Source organism: Rhizobium sp. ZW T2_16 (assembly GCF_044987325.1).
Lineage (GTDB): Bacteria > Pseudomonadota > Alphaproteobacteria > Rhizobiales > Rhizobiaceae > Neorhizobium > Neorhizobium cellulosilyticum.
In genome coordinates this window covers 90,206-114,178 of the sequence record NZ_JBJDRG010000004.1, presented here as the reverse complement: position 1 = coordinate 114,178, position 23,973 = coordinate 90,206, and the positions used below count along the sequence as shown (strand labels likewise).

At 58.7% G+C, this 23,973-nt stretch carries 20 protein-coding genes; 13 read left to right on the top strand and 7 right to left on the bottom strand.

Going from position 1 to position 23,973, the window contains the following annotated elements:
- Nucleotides 1-36: 36 nt before the first annotated feature.
- Both ACI3K0_RS13430 and ACI3K0_RS13425 read right to left on the bottom strand, forming a co-directional pair.
- Nucleotides 37-1,365 carry a CitMHS family transporter gene (locus tag ACI3K0_RS13430; protein WP_206827812.1) on the bottom strand — a complete coding sequence of 443 codons (1,329 nt, stop codon included), beginning with the start codon at nt 1,363-1,365 and terminating at the stop codon, nt 37-39.
- 736 nt (nt 1,366-2,101) lie between these two features.
- Nucleotides 2,102-3,751: a diguanylate cyclase gene (locus ACI3K0_RS13425; RefSeq protein ID WP_404945523.1), complete on the bottom strand. Its 1,650-nt coding sequence runs from the start codon at nt 3,749-3,751 to the stop codon at nt 2,102-2,104.
- Nucleotides 3,752-4,117: 366 nt separating this feature from the next.
- On the opposite strand from ACI3K0_RS13425, the gene ACI3K0_RS13420 reads away from it, so the two are divergent.
- Nucleotides 4,118-4,951, top strand: a complete 834-nt coding sequence (locus ACI3K0_RS13420) for an ABC transporter ATP-binding protein (protein WP_404945416.1) — start codon at nt 4,118-4,120, stop codon at nt 4,949-4,951.
- Between the two features lie 8 nt (nt 4,952-4,959).
- Here ACI3K0_RS13420 and ACI3K0_RS13415 read toward each other — a convergent pair whose 3' ends face one another.
- From ACI3K0_RS13415 to ACI3K0_RS13400, 4 genes are all read right to left on the bottom strand, one after another.
- Nucleotides 4,960-6,024 (bottom strand): FecCD family ABC transporter permease, encoded by a 1,065-nt coding sequence (locus ACI3K0_RS13415; protein ID WP_404945415.1) that lies wholly within the window; start codon nt 6,022-6,024, stop codon nt 4,960-4,962.
- Complete coding sequence (locus tag ACI3K0_RS13410) at nt 6,021-7,040, bottom strand: iron ABC transporter permease (protein ID WP_206827805.1); 1,020 nt, start codon at nt 7,038-7,040, stop codon at nt 6,021-6,023. Before ACI3K0_RS13410 ends, ACI3K0_RS13415 begins: the two co-directional genes overlap by 4 nt.
- 25 nt (nt 7,041-7,065) lie before the next feature.
- Entirely contained in the window at nt 7,066-8,016 is a 951-nt protein-coding gene (fepB, locus tag ACI3K0_RS13405; protein ID WP_404945414.1) for a Fe2+-enterobactin ABC transporter substrate-binding protein, read from the bottom strand.
- 145 nt (nt 8,017-8,161) lie between these two features.
- Nucleotides 8,162-9,187, bottom strand: a complete 1,026-nt coding sequence (locus tag ACI3K0_RS13400) for an AraC family transcriptional regulator (RefSeq protein WP_206827801.1) — start codon at nt 9,185-9,187, stop codon at nt 8,162-8,164.
- A 176-nt stretch (nt 9,188-9,363) separates the two neighbouring features.
- Between ACI3K0_RS13400 and ACI3K0_RS13395 the strand changes: the two genes are divergently transcribed.
- Complete coding sequence (locus ACI3K0_RS13395; RefSeq protein WP_206827799.1) at nt 9,364-11,550, top strand: TonB-dependent siderophore receptor; 2,187 nt, start codon at nt 9,364-9,366, stop codon at nt 11,548-11,550.
- Between the two features lie 72 nt (nt 11,551-11,622).
- Here the strand turns inward: ACI3K0_RS13395 and ACI3K0_RS13390 are convergent, their stop codons facing one another.
- Entirely contained in the window at nt 11,623-12,471 is an 849-nt protein-coding gene (locus ACI3K0_RS13390; RefSeq protein ID WP_286194990.1) for an alpha/beta hydrolase, read from the bottom strand.
- Between the two features lie 408 nt (nt 12,472-12,879).
- Here ACI3K0_RS13390 and ACI3K0_RS13385 point away from each other — a divergent pair, with 408 nt between their 5' ends.
- The 11 genes from ACI3K0_RS13385 (at nt 12,880) to ACI3K0_RS13335 (ending at nt 23,863) form a co-directional block, all read left to right on the top strand.
- Complete coding sequence (locus ACI3K0_RS13385) at nt 12,880-13,575, top strand: GntR family transcriptional regulator (RefSeq protein ID WP_206827795.1); 696 nt, start codon at nt 12,880-12,882, stop codon at nt 13,573-13,575.
- Between the two features lie 187 nt (nt 13,576-13,762).
- On the top strand, nt 13,763-14,671 hold the full coding sequence (locus tag ACI3K0_RS13380; RefSeq protein ID WP_404945413.1) for a transporter substrate-binding domain-containing protein: 909 nt from the start codon (nt 13,763-13,765) through the stop codon (nt 14,669-14,671).
- 81 nt (nt 14,672-14,752) lie between these two features.
- Nucleotides 14,753-15,499, top strand: coding sequence for an amino acid ABC transporter permease (locus tag ACI3K0_RS13375; RefSeq protein WP_404945412.1), 747 nt, complete (start codon nt 14,753-14,755; stop codon nt 15,497-15,499).
- Nucleotide 15,500: 1 nt separating this feature from the next.
- Nucleotides 15,501-16,193, top strand: a complete 693-nt coding sequence (locus tag ACI3K0_RS13370; RefSeq protein WP_404945411.1) for an amino acid ABC transporter permease — start codon at nt 15,501-15,503, stop codon at nt 16,191-16,193.
- Nucleotides 16,194-16,208: 15 nt separating this feature from the next.
- Nucleotides 16,209-16,937 carry an amino acid ABC transporter ATP-binding protein gene (locus tag ACI3K0_RS13365; protein WP_206827903.1) on the top strand — a complete coding sequence of 243 codons (729 nt, stop codon included), beginning with the start codon at nt 16,209-16,211 and terminating at the stop codon, nt 16,935-16,937.
- 11 nt (nt 16,938-16,948) lie between these two features.
- Nucleotides 16,949-18,118 (top strand): glycine hydroxymethyltransferase, encoded by a 1,170-nt coding sequence (locus ACI3K0_RS13360; protein ID WP_404945410.1) that lies wholly within the window; start codon nt 16,949-16,951, stop codon nt 18,116-18,118.
- 666 nt (nt 18,119-18,784) lie between these two features.
- Nucleotides 18,785-19,504 (top strand): SDR family NAD(P)-dependent oxidoreductase, encoded by a 720-nt coding sequence (locus ACI3K0_RS13355; protein WP_206827902.1) that lies wholly within the window; start codon nt 18,785-18,787, stop codon nt 19,502-19,504.
- Between the two features lie 116 nt (nt 19,505-19,620).
- Entirely contained in the window at nt 19,621-20,673 is a 1,053-nt protein-coding gene (locus tag ACI3K0_RS13350; protein WP_206827788.1) for an ABC transporter substrate-binding protein, read from the top strand.
- Between the two features lie 138 nt (nt 20,674-20,811).
- A complete protein-coding gene (locus tag ACI3K0_RS13345) occupies nt 20,812-21,894 on the top strand; it encodes an ABC transporter ATP-binding protein (RefSeq protein ID WP_404945409.1) in 1,083 nt (360 codons plus the stop codon).
- Entirely contained in the window at nt 21,894-23,078 is a 1,185-nt protein-coding gene (locus ACI3K0_RS13340) for an ABC transporter permease (protein ID WP_404945408.1), read from the top strand. Before ACI3K0_RS13345 ends, ACI3K0_RS13340 begins: the two co-directional genes overlap by 1 nt.
- A complete protein-coding gene (locus tag ACI3K0_RS13335; protein WP_206827785.1) occupies nt 23,078-23,863 on the top strand; it encodes an ABC transporter permease in 786 nt (261 codons plus the stop codon). Before ACI3K0_RS13340 ends, ACI3K0_RS13335 begins: the two co-directional genes overlap by 1 nt.
- Nucleotides 23,864-23,973: the final 110 nt, after the last annotated feature.

The following is a 23,973-nucleotide window of genomic DNA, read 5'->3' as shown; positions in this document are numbered from 1 at the left end:
ATTGTAACTCCTTATTTCAAATCAGGTGGGCGCGGCTCATCCGAACGGGGATGGGATGACACCCAGGATCACTGCGGTAATGGTCATCAGGACCGTGGCAGCGAAGAGGAATGGAATTGCCAGTTTCTGGTGTTCACCGAGGCTGACGCCGGTAAGGCCCATGATCAGGAAGGTGGCGGGCGTCAGCGGGCTGACGGGGAAGCCGGTGGTCATCTGGCCGAGAATGGAGGCCTGGGCGACGTGGATCGGGTCACCGCCGAAGCTGTGATAGACATTTGCCAGAACCGGCATGACACCGAAGTAGTAGGAGTCGGGGTCGAACAGCAGGCTGAGCGGCATCGACAGGATACCGGTGATGAAGGGAATGGCCTGTGCATGGTCCGCCGGGACGTAGGTTGCGCCGGCTGCGGCCATCGCCTTGATCATGCCTGTACCGCCCATGATGCCGGTGAAGGCGCCAGCGGCGAAGAGGATGGAGGCCATCATCAGCGCGGCTTTTGCATGGGCATCGACGCGAGCCTTCTGGTCCTTGACCTTGGGATAGTTGATCATCAGGGCAAGCACGGTACCGATCATGAACATCGGAGCGGCATCGACATAACCCGAGATCATCGTACCGAGGATCGCAAGCGCCAGAAGAATGTTGACCCAGAAGAGATGAGGACGACGGATTTCCTTTTCGGCATCGGTGAGTTCGCGCTTGTAGGCGCCTTCCGAACCTTCGCCGGTTGCAGCAACCGTGGCGCCAGCACCAAGGCCAAGGCGACGTTCCTCGCGCTTACCCATGTACCAGGCTGTGGCGAAGACGAATACCAGACCAACAATCTGCACGACAAAGAGCGGTGTGAAGATCGACGATACCGGAACATTCAGTGCAGCCGAAGCGCGCAGAACCGGACCTGTCCAGGGCAGGAAGTTGACACCGGCAGCCAGAGCCACGACGAGTGCCAGAATTCGGCGTTGCATGCCCAGACGGTCGTAGAGAGGCAGCATGGCTGGAATGGTGATGAGGAAGGTGACCGCGCCGGAACCGTCGAGATGGATGATCAGGGCGAGCAATGCCGAGCCGACGACGATGCGGGTCGGCTTTAACCCGACGGCTTTCAGAATGCGGTCGATGATCGGGTCCATCATGCCGGCGTCAGTCAAGACACCGAAGAAAACGATCGCAAAGACAAACATGGCTGCCGTCGGCGCGATGTTTTTGACGCCACTGACGATGAATGTTGCTGTTTCTGCACCGAACCCACCAATCAGCGATGCGATGATCGGGATCACGATGAGGGCAACCAATGGTGACAGCTTGTTCGTCAATATAACTGTCAACAGAACAAGGATTGTCACTAATCCAAGAATAGCTAGCATATCTGCTCTCTCCCAAGTAACGCTAAAATTAGGAAGCGTTTACTTTTGAATTTGAAATGTATTTCCTCAGAAAGGGCTCCTTTTGTTTCTGATAAGCACAAATGATCGAGTGCAATCCATGTCGAGATTGCCTCAAAAAAAACTGATCTGAATTTGCTTTTCACTTCGAAGGAAGCGCCTGAAAACTTTGTGGCAGAGATGTGACGTTTAAAGAATTGAATTTATTGGATCACTGTAATTAGCAAACGTAATGACAAGAGAGATTTCTAGAAAACGTTATATTATCAACCGGTTGCCTGCGTCATTGAGATGGATCCAAGCGCGTGTGGATCAAAATGTTGACGTTTTGTCGCATATTTCGGGCTATGCAACGTCGCCTTAGTATTGGCTTCGGCTAGTTTCGGCCTGAATTGTCTCGGGGCTGGAGAAGCCTTCGATCGGGTTTGTTGCGTTTATAGATAGTGGATCACCTCTCGACGGACTGCAGCACGTGGGGCAAGTCCTGTTGCATATCCGTTCGCGCTTCCGAATTTTGACAAAGCTCTTTGCCCGGCACTGTGGGTGCAGCTATCGCGCAGGTTCATCAAGCGAGCAGAAACTCAGGCTTCAAGGAACAACCTAATCCATGCCGATGAACTGTCGGCCTCACGCCTGCCCTCTCAGTATCAGGCAGAGAGCAGTGGCATATTCGAATGTCTGATTTGTTGGACGAGTGGTTCAGGTGATCGGGGCAGGTCTAGGCGCCTTGCACCAGAATGAGTTTTGTTCGATTTCGGCCAGCGAGTTTGGCGTCGTAAAGTAATCTGTCGGCCTGCTTGTAAAGCTCGGCGAAGCCCGCATCTTCATCTGGTCGGGAGTTTGTCATGCCCATGCTGGCGGTGACCGCTTGCCCAAGTTCCGGTAGCGCAGTTGCGACTGCGGCAGTAATTGCCTGGCGCCGACGTTCCGCCCGTAGCTGGGCGTCTTCACCGCGTACGAGAAGCACGAACTCCTCGCCGCCCAGACGAAATGCACGAATCTGAGGGTCGGCCTGCAGGGTCTCGGCCACCGCTTTCAGAACCTCGTCGCCGATCCCATGACCGTAAACGTCGTTGATTTTCTTGAAATGGTCGAGATCAAGTACGGCAAGCGCGCGATATCCCTCGGCACGATACGTTTCGAAATTCTGTTCTATTGCCCTTCGGTTGAGCAGCCCCGTCAGTGCGTCGGATTCCGACAGGCGCTCGAAGACATCCGCCTCGAAGCGTGCGCTGTCTCTCTGGCGCCGGATCGCCATGAAGCGATCGGCAACCCCCAAGGTGGTGAACAAAACCTCGCATGCGCATCCCATATAGAAGAGCAGCATGGCATCATTGCTCTCCAGCCAAGGAGTGATACCGGTAACCAGCCGCACCGATCCGGCCAAGATCACGGGTATGTAGCCAAGCGCCTGGAATTTGGCGGCACGGCTGCCTCGCATCAAGGCGTCGGCAACTGACAGTAAGAAAATGACGAGAATCGGCGCAAAAGCCGCCGTATAGAGCGTCGACTGAATAGGGCGCGCTACGAAAGGAAATGCAGCGTGAGAGATGCTCAGCAACATTGCCCAGCCTGCGCAATAAAGCAACGCTCGGCGCAGGATGGGATGCATACGTCCGGGTTCGATGAAACTATGCGTAAACATAGCCCCGGATGCCACCGTAAAACCGAAAATGATCGTCGTCATCCAGCTTAGCGTCATCGCCGGCAGGTCGAAGAGAACCGCTGCAAGTCCAGACGAGACCAATATCGTCAGCAGAAGCGAGATGGTCAGCGTGGAATGCCACAATACAAAAGGCTCGTTCAAGATCCTGTAGAAAGCAGCGTTGAAAATGAGCGGCATGGAAAGCATGCCGGCAAGGATGGCAAGAAGCAGAAATGATCGTAGAAGATTGCCACTCAACGGGAGGTCGGATTGTGACAGATACGCTCGCTCCAGCGTCATCCGATGGCTTGGCAGATCAAATGCAGCTATGACGTGTTGCGTGTTGCGCGTGACTTCAGGCAACGATGCCTTGAAATACCCGCCACGAAGGGAATTCGACAGGTCACCTGAGGAAAATGAACTCTGGCGTGTCGCGCCATCCCGGTCGATCACCAACAGATGAACGGCCTGAAGTGCGCTTCTCCTGGAGAACAGATAGCGGGGAAGCGTATCGTCGGGCCCGATTTCGAAGCGCAGAACCACCCTTTCGCCCTCGAGCGAATAGGTCTGATCCCCGCAAATCCAATGCTCAAGCGATCCTGCAAGTTCGACCATGTCGCTCGATAATCCGCTCGAGGTCCAGCAGGAGCTAACAATTTTTGAAGGTTCTTCCGCACGCAAAGGATTGGCAACCAGATAGACCAGCACCGCCAAGCCTAACATTGCTATAAAGAATAACTTTTGAATTCTGTCCCTCAGCATCTCTCGACGCTATACGCCAAACATTGCAATGAAGTTACACCAGTTGTGTGTGTTCTTGCCTATGCTAGGTGCCTTGCCGGCCGCACCTGCGAGATTTTCGCGGCCGGCTGACCGCATCCACATTTGCATAAGCCAACCAGTCTGTGTTCATGTCAGACGCCATACTTTATCGCTTGCGGCTGACCGTTCTTAAGTTTCAGATCACGATGCAGCGGTGACCGCCATGGCCGCCCCCTTGAACATGCCGGATGCTCCGAGAAGAGAGATATTGGTTGACGATGCTTCCACCGTTCAGCCACAAGCGACCGACTGAAGGATGGAAGTTTTATGATCGAGTCCGTTTCCAGAACCACCCTCATTGGCTCGGATAGCAGGCTTGAAGCCCGAGACGTCACGTTGGTTTATGGCGACCGGACCATTTCGCGCGATCTGCGTTTCAAGGTTCCGGACGGTCTCTTCACCGTCATTGTCGGCCCCAATGCCTGCGGCAAGTCCACGCTTTTAAGAGCGCTCGCCCGGATCATCCGGCCGGATGCCGGTCATGTCGTGCTTGACGGCAAAGAGATCGAACGCATCCCGGCTCGCCATGTCGCCCGCACGCTCGGTCTTCTGCCGCAGAGTTCGGTCGCGCCTGACGGGATCACGGTTGCCGATCTCGTTGCTCGCGGCCGGTATCCGCACCAGTCTTTTCTGCAGCGCTGGAGCCAGGCGGACGAAGACGCGGTCTCATGGGCGATGCGTACCGCACGGGTCGAGGAGCTTGCCGAGCGCGCCGTTGACGAGCTTTCCGGCGGGCAGCGCCAGCGTGTGTGGATCGCCATGGTGCTGGCACAGGAAACGCCGCTTCTTCTGCTCGACGAGCCGACGACCTTTCTCGACATTGCCCACCAGATCGAACTTCTCAATCTTCTGCGCGATCTGAACCGGCGGCAGGGGAATACGGTCGTTGCGGTTCTGCACGATCTCAACCAGGCCTGCCGTTATGCGGATCACATCGTTGCCATGCGCGACGGAACCATTGTCGCGGAAGGAAATCCGCGCAGCGTCATGACCGCAGAGCTTGTCAAAGCGGTTTTCGGGCTTGCGGCAATCGTTATCGACGATCCGGTGACCGGTGATCCGATGGTCGTGCCGCTGGATGAGATGGCAACGTCGCCGTGACCCTGCCGTCAGCGCTGTTTTGATCGCGTGAGCAGCCACAGAAGATAGAGGCCGCCGACAAGGCCGGTCGTCCGCCCGATGGGCAGGACAATATCTGCGGCAATGTACTGGGTCACAAGATCGGCGATGACCAGAAGGAAAGCCCCCATGGCTGCGGCGCTCACGACCGGCATTCCGCGCGAGGCGGTCAAACGTGCCGCAAGCTGCGGTGCCGCCAGCGCCAGAAAGGCGATCGGTCCCGCCGCACCGGTGGCGACGCCGGCGAGAAGAACGGCGCAGGCAATCATGGCGAACCGCGTCCGTTCGACATTGACGCCCAGCTGTCGGGCCAGATCGTCGCCCATCTCGATCATCCGCAGCCGTGTCGCGGCAAGACCGACCAGCGGAATGAGCAGAAGCGCGCCACCGATCACGGTCGAGGCGTGATCCCAGTTGCGGGCATCGAGCGAACCGGCAAGCCAGAGATTGGCGGCGATCGCATTGTCGAGGTCGCCCTTCACCAGCATCAGGCCGTTGAGAGCATTGAGCGTTGCACCGGCGCCGATGCCGATCAGGACCAAACGATAACCGCCGGTCACTCCCTGCCGGAATGACAGGAGATAAACGAAGGTTGCCGTCACCAACCCACCGAGCATGGCCGAGAACGCCACGGCAAGCGGGCCTCCGCCGAAGATGACGATCTGTATCAGCGCGCCTGTCGCGGCCCCGGTGGTGAAGCCGATCACATCCGGCGAGCCGAGCGCGTTGCGGGACACGGACTGGAATACGGCACCCGATACGCCGAGAGATGCGCCGGCAAAGATCGCAACGAGCAGGCGCGGCAGGCGCAGGTTGATGACGACCTGTTGTCGCATGCCGCTCTCTCCATATCCGAATAGCGTTGCCACGACCTCCATGAAGGGAACCGAGACGCGCCCGAGCGTGATGGCGAAAAGTGCGGCGAGGAGTGTGAGAACCGTCAGGCAGAGCGTGATCGCGATCGGGCGGACGGCGATGGCAAAGGACATGCGCCGGCTGCGCCAGACAAGCCGGCGAGCCGTGCCGGTGGAACTGGAGGCAGATGCGCGGCTCATAGTTTCGATATCCTGTGGCGACGCACGAGCGTGATGAAGAACGGTCCACCCATCAGCGCCACCATGATGCCGACGCCGACTTCTCCGGGTGGTGCGATGATCCGCCCAAGCGCGTCGGCGCTGACTGTCAGGAGGGCGGCGATGGTCATGGCGTAGGGCAGCAGCCAGCGGTGACCGGGCCCGGTCATCAGCCGGGCGATATGCGGCGCGGTGAGGCCGATGAAGCCGATCGGACCCGCGGCCGCCGTCGCCGCGCCGGAAAGAATGATCACGGCAAGCGCCGAAAGGCTCCAGACATGCAGCGGATTGCCGCCGAGCGCCTTGGCGAGGTCCGCACCAAGGGCTGCCGTGTCCAAGGCCCTGGTCAGGGTGAGCGCGATCAGGATACCGACCGACGAGAGGGCGAGAGCAGGCACAAGAACCGCATAACCGCGGCCCTGAAGCGATCCGACGGACCAGTTGCGAAACTGATCAAAAACCTGTTCGTCGCTGTTGACCAGAACGATCTGGGTCAGCGACAGAAGAACGACGGAAAGCGCGGCACCTGCCAAGACGACACGCACCGGATCGCCGTTTTGCCCGAGATTGCCGAGCAGATAGACGGCCGCTCCGGCAAATGCGGCCCCGGCGATACCGAAGGCCATATAGGCCGTCACATCGGTTATGCCCAATACGGCAATCGCGCCCGTGACCGCCATCGCTGCCCCGGCATTGATGCCGAGAATGCCGGGATCGGACAAGGGATTGCGGGTCAGTGCCTGCATGATCGTGCCGGCCGCCCCGAGCGCTGCGCCGACCAAGATGGCAAGCAGCGTGCGGGGAATACGCAGCAGCCGAACCAGAAGATGATCGCTGTCGGCGGGATCGAAATGGGTAATCGCGTTCCAGGTGGTGGCAAGCGGGATGGGCCGGGCGCCAGCGACGATGCCGAATACGACCGCGGCGAGAACCAGCACGAAGAGCGCGCAGAGCCCGGCCGTCAGGCGGCTGTCACGTGTGCGGGTTGCCGCTGCCATACGTCTCGGGCCGCTTCGCAAGACCTCAGTCTCCGAACCTGGAGACGATGCCGTCGACGATTTCCTTGCCGCTGTAATAGTCGATACGGAAGGAATGGATACCTAGTCCAAAGACCTGGCCGTTCTTCACTGAAGGCAGGTTGGCAAGCACGGGATCGTTGCGGAAAGCTGCCGCCTTGCTGTCATCCACGCGCAGGAGGAATGTTGTTTCGGCCTTCAGATCCACCAGGCGCTCGTAGTCGGCCCAGACGAAATCGTCGCGGCTTGCCGCCTGCGTGTGCCATGCTGGATCCGGAGCCTCGATGTCGAAGCCGAGAGCTGCCAGAAGCGCTGCATGCGGACCGCCCGGTCGCCCGATCGGATTGCTCTGGCCGGCTCCGTTGAAGCTGATGATATTGGCCTTGCCGGCTGGGATCTTGATCCTGGCTCTGGCTGCCGCAACATAGGCGTCGAAATCGGCGATCGATGCGGCGGCCTCTTCCTCCAGCCCCGTTGCTTTAGCCAGTTCGGTTGCAAGTTCCTGCCAGGAAAGGGCGCCGTCATCGACGAGAATGGTCGGTGCGACCTGCCGGAATGCGGCAAGCTGGTCCCTGGTCGAGCCTGCGCCGCTTGCCGTCACGATGATGAGATCGGGTTCGGTGGCATAGACGGCTTCCAGATCGACCTTGCCGGCTGGCCAGGCATTGTCGACGTTTTTCTCCTTGGCGACCTTTTCCCACTGGGCAAAGAACTGGCCGTTGGCGGCCGAACCGCTCGCGGCAACTGGAGCCTTGATCGCCAGAAGCGTGCCCGTCAACGTCACCGAGGTCGAGAGAATGCGCTTCGGCTTGGCCGGTATTTCCGTCTGGCTGCCATCGACATTGGTGAAGATGCGCGGCCAAGTCTCGGTGGCGGAGGCCTGCGACCAGAATAGCAGCGACGCAATCGCCGCTGTGGCGATTCGCGCCGCGATTCGGCTGGTTGTCGCAATCCTCATGGCTGCATTCTCCGCTGACGGCGTGGGCAGGGCAGGGGCCGTGCCGTCCGCTCGCAGCCCGTGCGGGCGGCAGCATTAGCATCGCAGACCGGCACCCGCTACCAAAACATGAGCGCATCGCGCAGGATTGTTGGGGCTGCGTCGTTCAGCCCTCGATCTGTCCCGTCTGCCGTCGCAGTGACGAAGGCGGATAGCCGAAATGCTTGCGGAAGGCGGTCGTGAAGTTCGATAGATGCACGTAACCTGCCTCATAAGCGATGTCGGAAATGCTGCGATTGCTGAAGAGAAGCGCCTGGCGCGCCTCGGTCAGCCAGCGGTTGCGGATGAACTCGTTGAGGGAGCAATGATGCGCCTTGCGCACCAGCCGCTGCAGCGTCGCCTGGCTGGCACCGAGTTCGTTTGCCATCTCGGTGACGGCCAGTTCCTGGGCTGAATGACGATCGATATACTGCACAAGCGCATAGATGCGCTGCTGTTCTGCTGCCGTAAGGTTCGTCGGCGGCATCACCGCATCGGGATTGGAGCCGAAGGCTGCCGTCAGCGCTTCATAAACGATGGCGAGCGTATGGCTTTCCAGAAGCACGGCCGAAAACGGCGGCTTGCGGGCTGCGATATCGAACATCTGCCGGGCCAGGAATTCCACTTTGCGATTTGGCTGCCATTGCCAGAAACCGGGGTTTCCGCCCAGAAGCGCCTGGAATTTGTCAGGAGCCTCGCTTGTCTCGGAAAAGCGCTGCAGCCATTCGCGCGACATGCCGATGACCATCTTGTCGAGATACTGGCCCTTGCGTGCTCGCCGCCGCAGCCGCGCGCCGTTTTCGTGGGAAACGATGATTGCCGATGATTGCCAGCGTCCCTGCGCCGTGCGTTGCGGCATGGGCATCGGCACCCCGTTCAGCGAGGCCTCGACGAAACCTTCGAGGAAGATCTTGATGCAGACCTGAGCGTCGAGCGCCACTTCCATCTCGAGATCGTCGACCTGCATGCGGCGGCCGAAATTGACGTGGATGCCATCCATCCGCACCTGCCCGACAATACCGCATGCGACAACCGCATCGCCTTGATCGCCGCCATCGAGCACGCGCACGCCGTTCTTGCGCAATTCGCGCCGCGTCAGGACGGGGTTGGGATTGGCGAGCACGGGCGGAAGGGGATCGACGGCACTGTTCACACAGGTCTCCTGCATAAGTTTATGCGTGATTAACGAAAGCGGAGGTTTGCAAGACCACGTATAGGAATACATGAAATATGCACTCAAGAATAGCCGCGACGGGGGACGTCCGGCACTGTTTGCCGTGTGGGGCGCGACAATCGTGCGGAATGAACTGGTTGCCCAGGGGTATGGGAATGAACGGAAATAAGACAATCGCACAGCGGCAGGCAATCGGGCGGCTGACGCGGATCCTGCTGGCAACGACCGTGCTGACGGGCCTTGCGACTGCGGCGCAGGCGCAGGACGGCAGCGACAATCAGGACAGCAGCACGGAACTGGCGCCGATCGTGCTCGAAGGTGCGACCTACGAGACTGAAGGCACGAACAGCTATACGACGAAGGAAATCAGCGTCGGCGACAAGGACACGCGCACCCTGCGCGAAGTGCCGCAGTCGACCACCGTGATGACGCGCGAACGTCTCGACGACGGCAATTTTTCTTCGCTCGATACCGTCATGCGCAAGACGCCGGGCGTTGTGGTTCTGACCAATGACGATGGTCGCTCCAGCCTTTATTCGCGCGGCTTCGAATATGACACGCTCTACATGAACGGCCTTTCGACGCCGGTCTCTTCGATCTACGGCACCCAGCCGGACATGGTTGTGGTCGACCATATCGAAATCCTGCGCGGGCCTTCCGGTCTTTTCGGCGGGGCAGGCGAGCCGGCCGGTGCCGTCAACATGCGCCTCAAGCAGGCTTCCGATCAGTACAGGGCCAGCATCAACACGATCATGAGTTCGTGGGACGGCAAGCGCATCGAGGGTGATGTGACCGGACCTTTGACCAAGTCCGGCCGGGTGCGCGGTCGCCTTGTCGGCGCGCTTTCGACCAAGGACAGTTTCATCGATACCGTCGACAACAAGGTCGGTGTCATCTACGGCACGATCCAGGCCGACATCACCGACAACACGACGGCAACGCTCAGTGTCAATCACACCCGCCGCGACATCACGCCGTTCAACGGCCTGCCGACATTTGCAGATGGGACGCTGATCGATCTACCGCGTTCGACCTATACCGGTGCGGACTGGAACAATTTCGAAAACAACGTCACGCAGTATATCGCCGAACTCGAGCACCGTTTTGATGACGGTGGTCATGCGAAGATTTCGGCGCTCTATTCGCATGTGGACGTCAATTTCCTTTATGCTTACGCGGCAAGTGCCGCATCGCCAACCGGCAATGTATCCGCGACAGCTGGAGGCATTACTGGCGGAACGCGCTGGCTGGCGCGCGACTATCAGCAGGATTCGTTTTCGCTAGATGCCCACATCAGCAAGCCCTTCGAATTTTTTGGCCTTGAAAACAATATAATCGCTGGCGCCGACTATCGTGGTTCGGATGACAGCCTGCGGACGGCAACCGGCCTGATCGCGGGAACGCAGAATATCTACGATTGGAATTCCAACGTCGCAAAGCCGACCGTCAATTTCGGTAGCCCTGCCGAAACGGAGACCGATCAATATGGTATCTATGGCCAGTGGCGCATCAAGCCGATCGACAAGCTGACATTGATCGGGGGTGGCCGCTTCAGCTGGTACGATGCTCAGTCCGGAACCAGTGAGGTCAAGGTCAACGGTGAATTCACCCCCTACGCCGGTATCATTTACGATCTGACAGACCGCTTGTCGGCATATGCCAGCTATACGGAAATCTTCCAGCCGCAGTCTTCTCTTGAATACGCGACGAAAGATATTCTCGATCCGCGTACGGGTGAGCAATACGAGATCGGGTTAAAGGCTGAATTGACTGAAGATCTCAATGCTTCACTGGCATGGTTCGATCTGACTGACAAGAATCGCGCGGTTTCAGATACGGATCCGGCCCATAGCGGTTACTATCTTGCTGCAGGTGAAGCGCATATGCGGGGCATTGAGTTCGAGATCAATGGGGAAATCCTGCCCAACTGGGAAGCAATGGCCGGTTACACCTATACAGATACCCATTTCAAAAACACGACGCGCGCTGCAGGCTCCGAGTTTTACACCCCGGAGCATATGGTTCAGCTCTTTACCAAATACACGTTTGACGGCTCAGGCACCTGGACCGACGGCATCTTCGTTGGCGGTGGCGTGAAATTGTTCTCCTCGTTCCAGAACATTTCACGCACGGCTGCAGGTGGAGCCACCACAATCGAAGCCCCGGGTTACGGGGTGGTCGATTTACAGGCAGGTTACAAGTTCAACGAAAATCTGACGGCGAGCCTGTCAGTCAACAACGTGTTCGACAAGAAATACTACGAACGGGTAGGTGGCACTTCGGTGTTCAACTTCTACGGCGAGCCGCGCAACGTTGTCTTCAAGCTCAACGCGACTTTCTGATCAGGAGATTGCAAATCTCAAGAAGACGGCCCGGAACCAATGTTCCGGGCCGTCTTCGTTTTGCGGTCGATCTCAGTCGGCGGAACCCGCCTCGGTGAAGGCCATTGCCTGTGCGCGCCTGACACCATGCAGCAGCATGTCGAAATGGTCGTGATCGGCAGCGACGATCAGATCGACCTTCATGGTCGGGTTAGCGCGGGCGATCAGGCCGGCAGCTTCCGTGATATTGTCGACCATGGCCCGGCGCGACAGGTGGTCCTGCCGTCCGGCCGGCAGAGCGTGCGTTGCATATTGCTCGTCCTTGCCTACTGTGATCACAAGCCGCTCGGCCGCTCTCGTCGACGCATCCTCGCGCATGCGGCGCATCATCAACGCGTCGCTGAACCAGAGTGACGGGCTTGCGGCCCAATATCGCTGGAAATGGCCGGGACAGTGCAGCAGAGTGTGGACGGTAAAGAGCCCGCCATAGGAGAAGCCGAAGAGAGTGTTGCGGGTCGGGTCCAGCGGATAGAGCGCTGAAAGCGCCGGACGGAGTTCTTCAACGAGGAAATGCAGGAAATCCCTGGCGCCCCCGAAGACACCGGAGACGATGTCGCCGGTCTCCTGATCCGGCTGCGGTGTGTAGTTTCTGGATCGTGCGGGCGCATCGAACGGTGTGCCGCCGGGAAAGCCGATTGCAACGGTCAGACCCGTGCCCAGATCTGCCGGCGTCGATGCCGCAGGGAAAAGCCCGCCTGCAGGCTTGCTAAAGACGAGTGGGAAGCTCGCGTCCCCGTCTAGCATCCACAAAGCCGGATAGCCTGCCTGTGGAGGCGGCCCCAAGGGGGCGCGGACTAAGATTCGGTAGATTTCACCCGTGTGTTGAGAGTGGATTTCGAATGTTTGTGCTCCAGGCAGATTAACCGGCTGCCATTCACTCATGCCTTGCATAATAGAGGTCATTTTCGTCCGATGGCGTTATGCTGAGCCGCTTGGCAGAACACAGCTTGGCTCGACGAGATTCTGAGGAAAATCTATCAGTGATCAGTAGTTTATGGTACCTCTCTATTTGCGTTGAAGCGCGTCACTTCCGCAAAGTTTTTGCAAAGAATCAGGCATGGGTTCGATATCGCGCCTTCTGCATGCTGTTACTCCCGTCAGCGTGCCTTTTGTCCCGGATGCAATACGTCTGAGGCTTGGTGATCCGTAGATCCGGTTAGCGGCAGTCTAGCCTTCTGGCCCGATTTGATTGCAAACAGCAATCATCAGTGCGGATATTCTGTGGGTTATCGGATGACAATTCACTCGGTTGAGACTAGCTGTCGCTTACGAACGTGATGGGAGCCGAGCTTGATCTCTGGGACCACAGGCGTGCGACGCACGCTACATAGCGAAATTGTCGACGCTATCCGCGAGATGATCGTCGATGGACATCTGGAACCGGGTCAGAAGATCCCGGAAAAAGAACTGTGCGACAGGTTCGATATCTCTCGCACCCCACTCAGAGAGGCTCTGAAGGCGCTTGCCGCCGAAGGCATGCTCGAGCTTCTGCCGCAGAGAGGTGCCCGGGTCGCGATCCTCGATGAAGAAGAAGTGGCCGAGCTGTTCCCGATCATTGCAGCCATGGAGGCGCTTGCCGGCGAACTCGCCTGTGACAGGATCACCGCTCCGCAGGTCGAAGAAATCCGGCAGATGCATGAGCGTATGCTGTCCGCATTCAACCAATCCGACCGGCTGGAATATGCCATGCTCAATCGTGCCATTCACATGGCAATCTTCGATGCCGCAGGCAATGCGGCGCTGACTGCGCTTTATCGCAACATGGAACTCAAGATCCGCAACATCCGCCACACGATGCGCCAGCTCCCCGATGACTGGAAGCAGGCGCTCGATGACCATAATGAGATGCTTTTTGCACTCGGTGTTCGTGACAAGGTACGTCTTTCAGCGATCATGAAACAGCACGTGTTGAACACGGCAGAGGCTGTTCGTCATTCGATGGACGATCTCAATGGGCCAAGATTCGCTGCGGAGAGTGGCTCTTAAAGAGGCGATCGCAGGTCAATATTGAGGCAGATATTCATTTCTCGCCGAAGCTTTGGGCGGAAAAATAAATTCATAATTCATTATTCTGTTTTTGGTTGACGAGCGAAGCGGCTTCCCCAAGCATGGGTCCAATAACAGGCCTGTTCACCTGCCAATCGGTGGGGGATCAACAAACCGGGGAACCTTCATGACGATGAAACTGCTCGCGGCGCCGCTGATGACGCTGATGTTTGCCGCATTGCCTGCGCATGCCGCAGAAGAGAGTGCCACTCTCGCCAAGATCGCCGAGCGTGGCGAGATAACCGTCGGGCACCGGGATGGCGCGGTACCGTTTTCCTATTATGACGATCAGCAGAAGCCGATCGGTTACGCGATGGACATCTGCGCACGCGTCGTCGATGCGGTAAAGGCAAAACTCGGCAAGCCGGATCTGAAGGTCAGCTATATGCCGGTCACGGGTACGACCCGCATCCCGCTTCTTGTCAATGGCACGATCGACATGGAATGCGGTACGACGACCAACCATGCCGAGCGTCAGAAGCAGGTGACTTTCTCGACCACCAATTTCGTTGCCGGCATTCGCATCCTGTCGAAAAAGAGTGCGCCGGTCGCCTCCATGGCCGCCGCCAAAGGCAAGACGGTGGTGACACTTTCCGGCACAACGAGCGTGAAGCTGATCAACGCGGCAAATACGGCCGAAAATCTTGGCCTCACAATCCTCTCGGCCAAAGATCTTGCCGAAGGCATGCTGACGCTGGAGACCGATCGCGCTGTGGCGCTGATCTTCGATGACGTCTCTATCGCCGGTGCCGCTGCTACGTCCAAGGCGCCGCAGGATTATCAGATGTCGTCCGATCCGCTGTCGGTTGAACCCTATGGCATCATGTTGCGTCGCGATGACGACGGCTTCAAGTCTCTGGTCAACGGGACGATCGAAGGCCTCTACAAGGGCGGTGAGATCAACGGCATCTATGAGAAGTGGTTCACCCAGCCCATTCCGCCGAAGGGCATCAACATGAACTTCCCGATGTCGGCCCAGTTGAAGAAGGTCATCGCCAACCCGACCGACGATCCGAACCCGGATCTCTATCGCTGATATTTTTTATCCTCCCGGTCGCACCGTTGGCCCAGAGCCGGAACTGCGGCCGGGAGGATCTGCTATTCGACGGACACCCCCATGAATTATCACTGGAATTGGTGGATCTTCTTCGAGCCCTCGCTCGATGGCACCAACACGTATCTTACGACCCTTTTCTGGGGGCTCGGCTGGACGGCGGCAACCGCAGTCGTCGGGTTTGCCATCGCGCTCGCACTTGGCTCCGTCGTCGGCGTGGCGCGTACTGCGCCAATCGGCTGGGTGCAGACGTCGGGCATGGTGTTCGTCGAAGTCTTCCGCAACATCCCGCTGCTGGTGCAGATGTTCCTCTGGTACTTCGTGCTGCCGGAAGTGTTGCCACGGGATGCGGGAATGTGGCTGAAGCAGCTTCCCAACGCCCAATTCTACACCGCCGCAGTCTGCCTTGGTTTCTACCATGCTGCCCGTATGGCCGAAGTGGTGCGCGCCGGCCTGCTTAGCCTTTCCAGGGGGCAAAAGATGGCCGGACAGGCACTTGGCCTGACCTTGCCGCAAACCTATCGTTACGTTCTTCTGCCTGTCGCCTATCGCATCGTCGTGCCGGCTATCACATCGGAATTTCTGAGCTGCACCAAAAACACCTCGGTCGGCATTGCGATCGGTCTGGTGGAACTCACCGGTACTGCCCGCGCCATGCAGGAGAACACATTCCAGGTTTTTGAGGCTTTCGCCGCTGCAACGGTTCTATATCTGGCGCTCAACATGGTCATCGTTTTTGCCATGCGTTCTGTCGAGAAAGCGGCAGTCATTCCGGGGCTCGGCAATCGTATCGCTGGACGGGGGCGCTGAGATGCTGTCCGGTTTCGATTTTCAAATCATCGTCCACGCGCTTCCCTACCTGTTCCTGTCGGGTATGTCGTTCACGCTGACGCTGACGCTTTGCGCCACGATCGGCGGCATGATTTTCGGCACGCTGCTTGCCGTCATGCGACTTTCCGACAACCGCCTATTGTCAGCCATCGCTGGCGGCTACGTTAACCTGCTGCGGTCCCTGCCGCTCGTGCTTGTCATTTTCTGGTTCTATTTCCTTGTGCCGTTCATGGCGCAATGGCTGACCGGTTCATCAAGCCCGGTCAGGATCGATCCGTTCTGGTCGTCCGTGATCACCTTCACCCTGTTCGAAGCCTGCTATTTCTGCGAAATCGTGCGCTCGGGCATTCAGTCGCTGCCGCGGGGACAAACGCTTGCCGCCAGCGCGCTCGGCATGACCGACCGGCAGGCGCTCTTCTACATCATCCTGCCGCAAGCGCTCAGAAACATGCTGCCGCTGATCCTGACGCAGACCATCATTCTCTTTCAGGACACATCGCTCGTTTATGTGCTTTCGATCACCGATTTCCTCGGTGCTGCCGCCAAGATCGCCCAGCGCGATGGCCGATTGCTCGAGATGTATGTGTTCGCTGCGGTCGTCTATTTCATCATTTCCCTCATCGCGTCGCAGGCAGTCAGACGATTGCAGAAGCGTGTCGCGATCATTCGCTAGGGGCACTCCATGAGCATGATTACACTTCGAGACATCAACAAGACCTACGGGGATTTCCAGGTCCTGTCGCATTGCTCGACATCTGTTTCCAAGGGCGAGGTCGTGGTTGTCTGCGGTCCGTCGGGGTCGGGCAAGTCGACGCTGATCAAGACGATCAACGGGCTGGAGCCTATCGACAGTGGCGATATCATCGTCGACGGTACAACTGTCTCGGCGCCGACGACAAATCTCCCACTTCTGCGGTCTAGGGTGGGGATGGTGTTCCAGCATTTCGAGCTTTTCCCGCATCTCAATATCCGTGAGAACCTGGCGCTTGCGCAGGTGAAGGTTCTGAAGCGGTCGAAGGATGCTGCAATGGAGAAGGGCATGGCGCTGCTTGATCGCGTCGGTCTTACCGCCCACGCGGAGAAATTTCCGGGTCAACTTTCCGGCGGCCAGCAGCAGCGTGTCGCCATCGCGCGGGCGCTTGCCATGGATCCCATCGCGATGCTGTTCGACGAGCCGACATCGGCACTCGATCCCGAGATGATCAACGAAGTGCTGGACGTGATGGTGGAACTTGCCCGTGACGGCATGACGATGATGGTCGTCACCCATGAGATGGGTTTTGCCCGCAAGGTGGCGAACCGCGTGATCTTCATGGATCGCGGCGAGATTGTTGAGGATGCCGACAAGGGCGACTTCTTCGGCAAACCGCGCAGCGAGAGGGCACAGCAGTTCCTCTCCAAGATTCTCGTACACTGACTGGCTTGAAAATGGATATCGACGTCTGGAACGAAAACGGTCTACTGCAGGCGGCTGCGGAGCGAAGCTGGGTGTTGTCGCGTGAGCGCATCGTGCTCTATGCCGGGGCAAACCTTCCTAGCGAGGCAGCACAAAATGCCTATTCCGCAGGTCTGAGCGCCTATCCCGCCATGGGGCCGAGTTTCGACAAGGAGCAGCCGGAGACCGATCTCGTTTCGCGATTGGAAGTGGCTGTTCGATCTGAAATTTGTGCTTTGTTTTCAGCCGAATGGGCGGAGCCACGGCTGCCAAGCTGCACGATCGCCAACATGGCGGTCTTCCATGCGTTCACAAAGCCGGGCGATCTTCTGCTTGCACCGTCCGCCGATCACGGCGGACACTTGAGCCAGCGTCGCGGTGGTACGCCTGATCTTGCCGGATTAGAAATCGAGGATCTGCCCTTCGATATGGAGAACTGCCGGCTTGACGCCGCGGCCGCTGCCGCTGCGATACGCAAATCTGCGCCTGCCATGGTCATGCTCGGTCGATCGGTGATGATCAAGCCGGATGAGCTTGCGCCGGTGGTTGCTGCTGCAAAGGAGGTGGGAGCAAAGACTGTCTTCGATGCCTCGCATGTCTCGGGATTGATCGCGGGTGGAGCTTTTCCCAATCCGCTTTCACTTGGTGTCGATGTGATGACAAGCTCGACCTACAAGACGATTGCCGGTCGGCCACATAGTATCATCGCAGGTCGTATTCGAGGCGACGGCGAAAAGCTCGCGGCCCTCATCGATCAGAAATTCCTCGCCAATTTTGATGCCGGCAAGCTACCCTCGTTCCTCTTGACGCTCCAGGAGACGCGCGCTGGCGCGAAAGCATATGCTGCGAGGGTTTGCCATAATTCGCAGGTATTTGCACAGGCGTTACGCGAACGCGGCATAGAGGTTATCGCTCCGTCAGAAGGCGAGCAGTTTACCCATCAAATTCTTTTGCCGCTCGCGGATCATCTCAATCCGCCGCAGGTGATGCAAGGTTTGGAAAAGCTCGGGATTCTGGTTGGTACGTGCAAAAATCCAATCTTGCCTGGCCGGCATGCGCTTAGGGTCGGCACGCAGTTCATAACGGCGCAAGGTTGCGATAACGACTATCTTCATATGGTGGCCGAGAAGCTGGCCAAAGTTCTGGTTCATCTTTGTCTCTGAATTTCGTCGGGTCTGGTTGGGCGCGTGGTATCTTTTGGAGGTGCATCTTGACTTTGGGCCATCGCGCGCCGGAATTACCTAGGCAAAGCTAAAGTTGGCGGGCCGTGAGCATGCGTTCCGTATGGTGCCGGATCACGAAGCTGGCCTTCCGTGTCTCTAGCGTTCGCAATGTTTGGGCAATTAAAGTGTGAAGGCTTCGATGTTGCCTCTATATGGTCGCCAGGCTTATGAGGTTGATGTGCTTGCAGGATATCATACGCACAAACCCATCGCGCGACATTGGCACAGCAGACGGCCCCTGGTCCATTGGACCGGGTGACACCTCATTAGGGCTCCGGCACCGAACACGCTATGGGCTTCGTCTGATTTGCCTTCGTTATCGATGTTTCCACGCTTCGCATCGTGGGGTGATGAGTGAGCCGGAGGGCACATGCGATTTTTTCGCGATGTTCTGCGGCCGATCCTTCATGATCGACGTTCCACTCGTTGGCCGTCTCATGCCTCACTATTCCGACAAAGGGCGGATCGTCATTAAAGATTGCCTTGCGTCGTTCGAAGGTATGAAAACCGCTTGCAAACGAATAATCCGTCGCTAACATACCGATATATCGGGTAACGGGTCCGATGCAGGACCCAGGGAGTTTTTGATTGACGACCACCCCCTACATGCTTCTGACCGGCGCCAGCCGCGGCATTGGTCACGCGACGGTCAAGCTGTTCATGGAGCACGGCTGGCGGATCCTGACGGTTTCGCGCCAGCCTTTTTCCGAGGAATGCCGCTGGCCCTCTGCCCGCGAAAGCCACATCCAGGCCGATCTCGCAGACCTATCGACGATCGATGCGCTTGCCGCGACAGTGCGTGAACGGTTGCCTGACGGGAAGCTCGCAGCGCTGGTAAACAATGCCGGGATTTCGCCCAAGGGACCGGGCGGCAGCCGCCTCGGTGTCGCGGAAACGGATGCCGAGACCTGGATGAAGGTGATGAACGTCAACCTCATCTCGACGGCGCTTCTGGCGCGGGCGTTGTTGCCGGAACTAGAGGCCGCACGGGGATCGATCGTCAACGTTACCTCGATTGCCGGCTCCCGCGTGCACCCGTTTGCCGGTGTCGCCTATGCTGCGTCGAAGGCCGGGCTTGCTGCACTGACCCGCGAACTGGCGCATGAATTCGGTCCGCGTGGCATTCGCGCCAATGCGATTGCACCGGGCGAGATCGCGACCTCGATCCTGTCGCCAGGCACCGACGAACTGGTCAAGGCCGAAGTGCCGCTGGGTCGGCTCGGCACGACCATCGAAGTTGCCAAGACCATCTATTTTCTCTGCACCGAACAGTCGTCCTACATCAACGGTGCGGAAATCCACATCAATGGCGGACAACATGTCTGACCCTGTCATCTAAGGATAGACGCAGGCCAACTGCGCACCCTGCTGGAGGAAACGAAAGGATCCGTATCAACGTCCAAGGCCCAGGATAACAGTCCGGGCCCAATCAGGGGAACGAAATGAAAAATCTCTTCAAGACCGCAGCCTTCGGCATGTTCGCGCTTGCCTCCACGGCGTTTATAGCGGGGCAGGCAAATGCACGCGACCTGACGATTGTCGGCTGGGGTGGCGTGGCGCAGGCGGCGCAGAGCGACGTCTATTTCAAGCCGTTCTCGCAAAAGTCCGGCAAACCTTTCCTGGAAGAAAGCTGGGACGGCGGTTACGGCGTTTTGCAGGCCAAGATGAAGGCCGGCGCTCCGAACTGGGACGTCGTGCAGGTCGAGGCGGAAGAACTGGCGCTCGGCTGCGCCGACGGTCTTTACGAAAAGCTCGACTGGGACAAGATCGGCGTGAAGGGCGAGTTCCTGCCGGAAGCCGTCAACGAGTGCGGTGCCGGCGTCTATTACTGGTCGCTGGCAATGGGATATGACGGCGACAAGCTCAAAGACGGCCCGAAGAACTGGGTCGATTTCTGGGATACGAAGAAGTTCCCGGGCAAGCGTTCGCTGCGCAAGGGCGCCAAATACAATCTCGAATTCGCGCTTCTGGCCGATGGCGTGAAGCCGGCGGAACTTTATGACGTCCTGTCGACCGATGAAGGCGTCAACCGGGCTTTCAAGAAGCTCGACGAGCTGAAGCCGAACATCGTCTGGTGGGAAGCCGGTGCGCAGCCGGTACAGTATCTCGCATCCGGCGAAGTTTCCATCGCGGCAGTCTATAACGGCCGCGTCACCGGCATCAACAAGGCGGAAGGCAAGAACTTCAAGCTGGTCTGGCCGGAAAGCATGTATGCGATCGACAGCTGGGTGATCCTCAAGGGTGCCGAGAACAAGGATGCGGCGCTGGATTTCATCGCATTCGCGAGCCAGGCTGAAAATCAGGCCAAGCTGCCGCTGAAGGTGGATTACGGCATGCCGAACAAGAAGGCTGCGGCGACCATCCCGGCGGAAATCGACGTCAACCTGCCGACCCATCCGGACAACCTGAAAGTCGCGATCCCGCTCAATGTCGATTTCTGGATCGACAATTCCGAAGCGCTGACAGCACGCTTCAACGCCTGGCTGGCGCAGTAATCAAGCCATTTCCCGACGACCGGGAGGCTGCAGACATGCGGCCTCCCTCTTTAGCCGACATAACGGATGGATACGGACCGCCATGAAGGGCGCGACCGATAGGGCAACCGTATCCAACGACCGAAAAAGGGGAATCGCGTGGCTGAATTCCGCATACGCTTCGATGGCGTCAGCAAATATTACGGACAGCAATGCGTAGTCGACAAGTTGAGGCTGGATATCGAGAAGGGCGAGTTCGTCAGTCTTCTCGGACCATCGGGATCGGGCAAGACCACGCTTCTGATGATGCTGGCCGGCTTCGAGACCGCAACCGAAGGCCAAATCCTCGTCGACGGCTACAAGGTCAATGATGTGCCGTCGCACAAGCGCGACATGGGCGTGGTTTTTCAGAACTACGCGCTCTTTCCGCATATGACCGTCGGCGCCAATGTCGCCTTTCCGCTGCAGATGCGGGGGATTTCCAGGGCTGAAATCGCGTACCGTGTAAAGACGGCACTCGACATGGTGCAGCTCGGCACATTGTCGGAACGCAAGCCGTCGCAGCTTTCCGGTGGCCAGCAGCAACGCGTGGCGCTGGCGCGTGCACTCGTTTTCGAGCCGCGCGTGGTGCTGATGGACGAACCGCTCGGCGCACTCGACAAGAACCTGCGCGAGCAGATGCAACTCGATATCCGCGCGCTGCATCAGCGGCTCGGGCTGACGATCGTGTTCGTCACCCATGATCAGGGTGAGGCGCTGACGATGTCGGACCGGATTGCGGTGTTCAACAAGGGCAAGATCGAGCAGATCGGCACGCCGCGACAGGTCTATGACGAACCGGCAACGCGTTTCGTGGCGGAATTCATTGGCGAGACGAATTTGATCGACGGCACGGTGGAGGCGGTTGAGCCGACATCCGCCGTGATCCGCCTGAACGGTGGCGATATCGTGCGTGTCGCAGGCTCCGGTGGCTTGGCGGCAGGGCAGGGGATCTCGGTATCGCTTCGCCCGGAACGGCTTTCGCTGCCGGACGGCTTTAGCGGCAATAAAGGCCTGTCGGGCAATGCCATTTCCGCGATCGTGACGGACTGTGTCTATCAGGGTGACCATCTGCGTGTGCAGCTCGCTGGTCCCGCGGACGCATCTTATGTCGTGCGCCTCGACCGCAGGTCGCCGGAGCCGCAGCGCGGCGCTCAGGTCACGGCGTTTTTCAGCCCCGAGGATTGCAAGGTGATTGCATGATGAGCGGCAAGAGCTTTCTGAAGAAAAGTGGGCCGTTTCTTCTGGTCGCTCCGCTTTTCCTGTTCATCTGCCTGTTCTTCATCTGGCCACTCGGCTCCGTGCTGACGCAATCGGTTTCGGACAATGCGGTAGCGCGGCTCTTGCCGGAGACCTCCAAGGTTGCCTCGTCCTGGGATGGAGAAAGCGCGCCGGGCGCAGACTTGCAGGCGGCATTCGTCACCGATCTGCGGGCAGCAGCAACCGATGAACAGGCTGTCGGCGACATGGTACGCCGGTTGAACAGTGCCCAATCCGGTTTCCGGACGTTGATGAGCAAGACGCTGAGGGCCGTGCAGGAGACGCCGGACGCGCCGATTGACCTCGTGGCGCTCGACAGGAAATGGAGCCAGCCGCAATACTGGAAGGCGATTACCGACGCCCTGTCGCCGACGACCGATCGCTATCTTCTCGCGGCCTTAGACCTGATGCGAAATGATACCGGTGAAATCGTCTCACAACCGCCCGAGCAGACGATCAACGTGGCGATCTTCGGGCGGACATTCTGGATTTCCGCGACAGTCACGATCTTCTGCGTGCTGCTCGGTTATCCCTATGCGCTGCTGATCACGGTTGCGACCGGCTGGAAAAGGCAGGCACTGCTGGCAGCCGTGCTGTTGCCGCTCTGGACCTCGCTTCTGGTGCGCACTGCCGCGTGGTTCATCCTGCTGCAGGAACAGGGGCTGATCAATTCGGCCCTGATGGACCTGAACATCATCGCCGGTCCGCTGGCGCTGATCTTCAACCGCACCGGGGTGATCATCGCCATGACGCATGTGTCTTTGCCGATGATGGTGCTGCCGATCTACAGCGTGCTCCTGACCATCCCGAAGAACCTGATGCCCGCGGCGGCCTCGCTCGGGGCGCATCCGCTCAGGGCTTTCGTTCGGGTGCTGCTGCCGCTCAGCTTCGGCGGCATCGCGGCGGGCTCGCTGCTCGTCTTCATGTCGGCGATCGGATATTACATCACGCCGGCGCTGATCGGTGGGGCAGGGGACCAGATGATCAGTTCCTTCATCGCCTTCCATGCCCAGAATTCCGGAAACTGGGGCATGGCGAGCGCGCTCGGCATCGTGCTGCTTGTCGTCACCATCATCCTCTATGCCGTTTATGACCGGCTCGCCACACAGCGGGAAAGGAGCGCCTGATGCCGGCCAAAACACTGCAGTGGCTCTTCGGAGCGCTGATGGCTGCATTCCTGATCGTTCCGCTTCTGGTCATGATGCCGCTTGCCTTCACTTCGAGCCTGCTTCTCGTATATCCGATACCGTCATTCTCGTTTCGCTGGTTCGTCGAACTTTTCACCGCACCGGCCTGGCAAAGGGCGATCGTCAACAGCCTGATCATCGGTTTCGGAACCACGGCGCTGGCGACGGTGCTCGGCGTGCTGGCGGCACTCGGTCTGCGGCGGCGGTTGCCGATGATCGGCGGGCTGATCCGCACGCTGTTCATGCTGCCGATGGTGGTGCCAGCGGTGGTGCTCGGCATCGGCATGCAGATCTTGCTTGCGCGTATCGGGCTTGCCAATACGCATCTGGCGGTCATCATCGCACATACGGTCGTGGCGGTGCCTTTTGTCATCGTCAGCGTTTCCGGATCTCTGGCGGGCATCGACAGGAGGGTGGAGCTTGCGGCGGCAAGCCTTGGCGCTTCTCCGCAAAGGGTATTCGGCAAGGTGACCCTGCCGCTTGCCATGCCGGGCATCCTGACCGGTGCGGTTCTAGCATTTGCGACGTCGCTGGACGAAGTGGTGCTGACGCTGTTCGTGGCCGGGCCGAACCAGCGGACGCTGGCGCGCCAGATGTTTTCCACCATTCGCGACAATATCAGCCCGGCGATCGCGGCGGCGGCCTTCTTGTTCATCTTCGGCACGCTGCTGCTTGCTGCCTTGGTGTTGATCGTCCGGCGGAAAAAGGAGGTGGCTGCGATCTAGTATCGCAGCCATGTTCCGGAAGTCTCCCTGCTGCGCGTTCACGTGGGTGCAGAAAACCCGCGGGGCGGAGCTTTGCCTGAAAAACCTGACGATATTCCTTGCAAACCGCG

What these genes read in the sequence shown, in the direction of transcription:
- ACI3K0_RS13430 (WP_206827812.1), bottom strand. Translation starts at nt 1,365, where the DNA reads ATGCTAGCTATTCTTGGATTAGTGACAATCCTTGTTCTGTTGACAGTT.
- ACI3K0_RS13425 (WP_404945523.1), bottom strand. Translation starts at nt 3,751, where the DNA reads ATGTTAGGCTTGGCGGTGCTGGTCTATCTGGTTGCCAATCCTTTGCGT.
- ACI3K0_RS13420 (WP_404945416.1), top strand. Translation starts at nt 4,118, where the DNA reads ATGATCGAGTCCGTTTCCAGAACCACCCTCATTGGCTCGGATAGCAGG.
- ACI3K0_RS13415 (WP_404945415.1), bottom strand. Translation starts at nt 6,024, where the DNA reads ATGAGCCGCGCATCTGCCTCCAGTTCCACCGGCACGGCTCGCCGGCTT.
- ACI3K0_RS13410 (WP_206827805.1), bottom strand. Translation starts at nt 7,040, where the DNA reads ATGGCAGCGGCAACCCGCACACGTGACAGCCGCCTGACGGCCGGGCTC.
- fepB (WP_404945414.1), bottom strand. Translation starts at nt 8,016, where the DNA reads ATGAGGATTGCGACAACCAGCCGAATCGCGGCGCGAATCGCCACAGCG.
- ACI3K0_RS13395 (WP_206827799.1), top strand. Translation starts at nt 9,364, where the DNA reads ATGAACGGAAATAAGACAATCGCACAGCGGCAGGCAATCGGGCGGCTG.
- ACI3K0_RS13390 (WP_286194990.1), bottom strand. Translation starts at nt 12,471, where the DNA reads ATGAGTGAATGGCAGCCGGTTAATCTGCCTGGAGCACAAACATTCGAA.
- ACI3K0_RS13380 (WP_404945413.1), top strand. Translation starts at nt 13,763, where the DNA reads ATGACGATGAAACTGCTCGCGGCGCCGCTGATGACGCTGATGTTTGCC.
- ACI3K0_RS13375 (WP_404945412.1), top strand. Translation starts at nt 14,753, where the DNA reads ATGAATTATCACTGGAATTGGTGGATCTTCTTCGAGCCCTCGCTCGAT.
- ACI3K0_RS13370 (WP_404945411.1), top strand. Translation starts at nt 15,501, where the DNA reads ATGCTGTCCGGTTTCGATTTTCAAATCATCGTCCACGCGCTTCCCTAC.
- ACI3K0_RS13365 (WP_206827903.1), top strand. Translation starts at nt 16,209, where the DNA reads ATGATTACACTTCGAGACATCAACAAGACCTACGGGGATTTCCAGGTC.
- ACI3K0_RS13360 (WP_404945410.1), top strand. Translation starts at nt 16,949, where the DNA reads ATGGATATCGACGTCTGGAACGAAAACGGTCTACTGCAGGCGGCTGCG.
- ACI3K0_RS13355 (WP_206827902.1), top strand. Translation starts at nt 18,785, where the DNA reads ATGCTTCTGACCGGCGCCAGCCGCGGCATTGGTCACGCGACGGTCAAG.
- ACI3K0_RS13350 (WP_206827788.1), top strand. Translation starts at nt 19,621, where the DNA reads ATGAAAAATCTCTTCAAGACCGCAGCCTTCGGCATGTTCGCGCTTGCC.
- ACI3K0_RS13340 (WP_404945408.1), top strand. Translation starts at nt 21,894, where the DNA reads ATGAGCGGCAAGAGCTTTCTGAAGAAAAGTGGGCCGTTTCTTCTGGTC.
- ACI3K0_RS13335 (WP_206827785.1), top strand. Translation starts at nt 23,078, where the DNA reads ATGCCGGCCAAAACACTGCAGTGGCTCTTCGGAGCGCTGATGGCTGCA.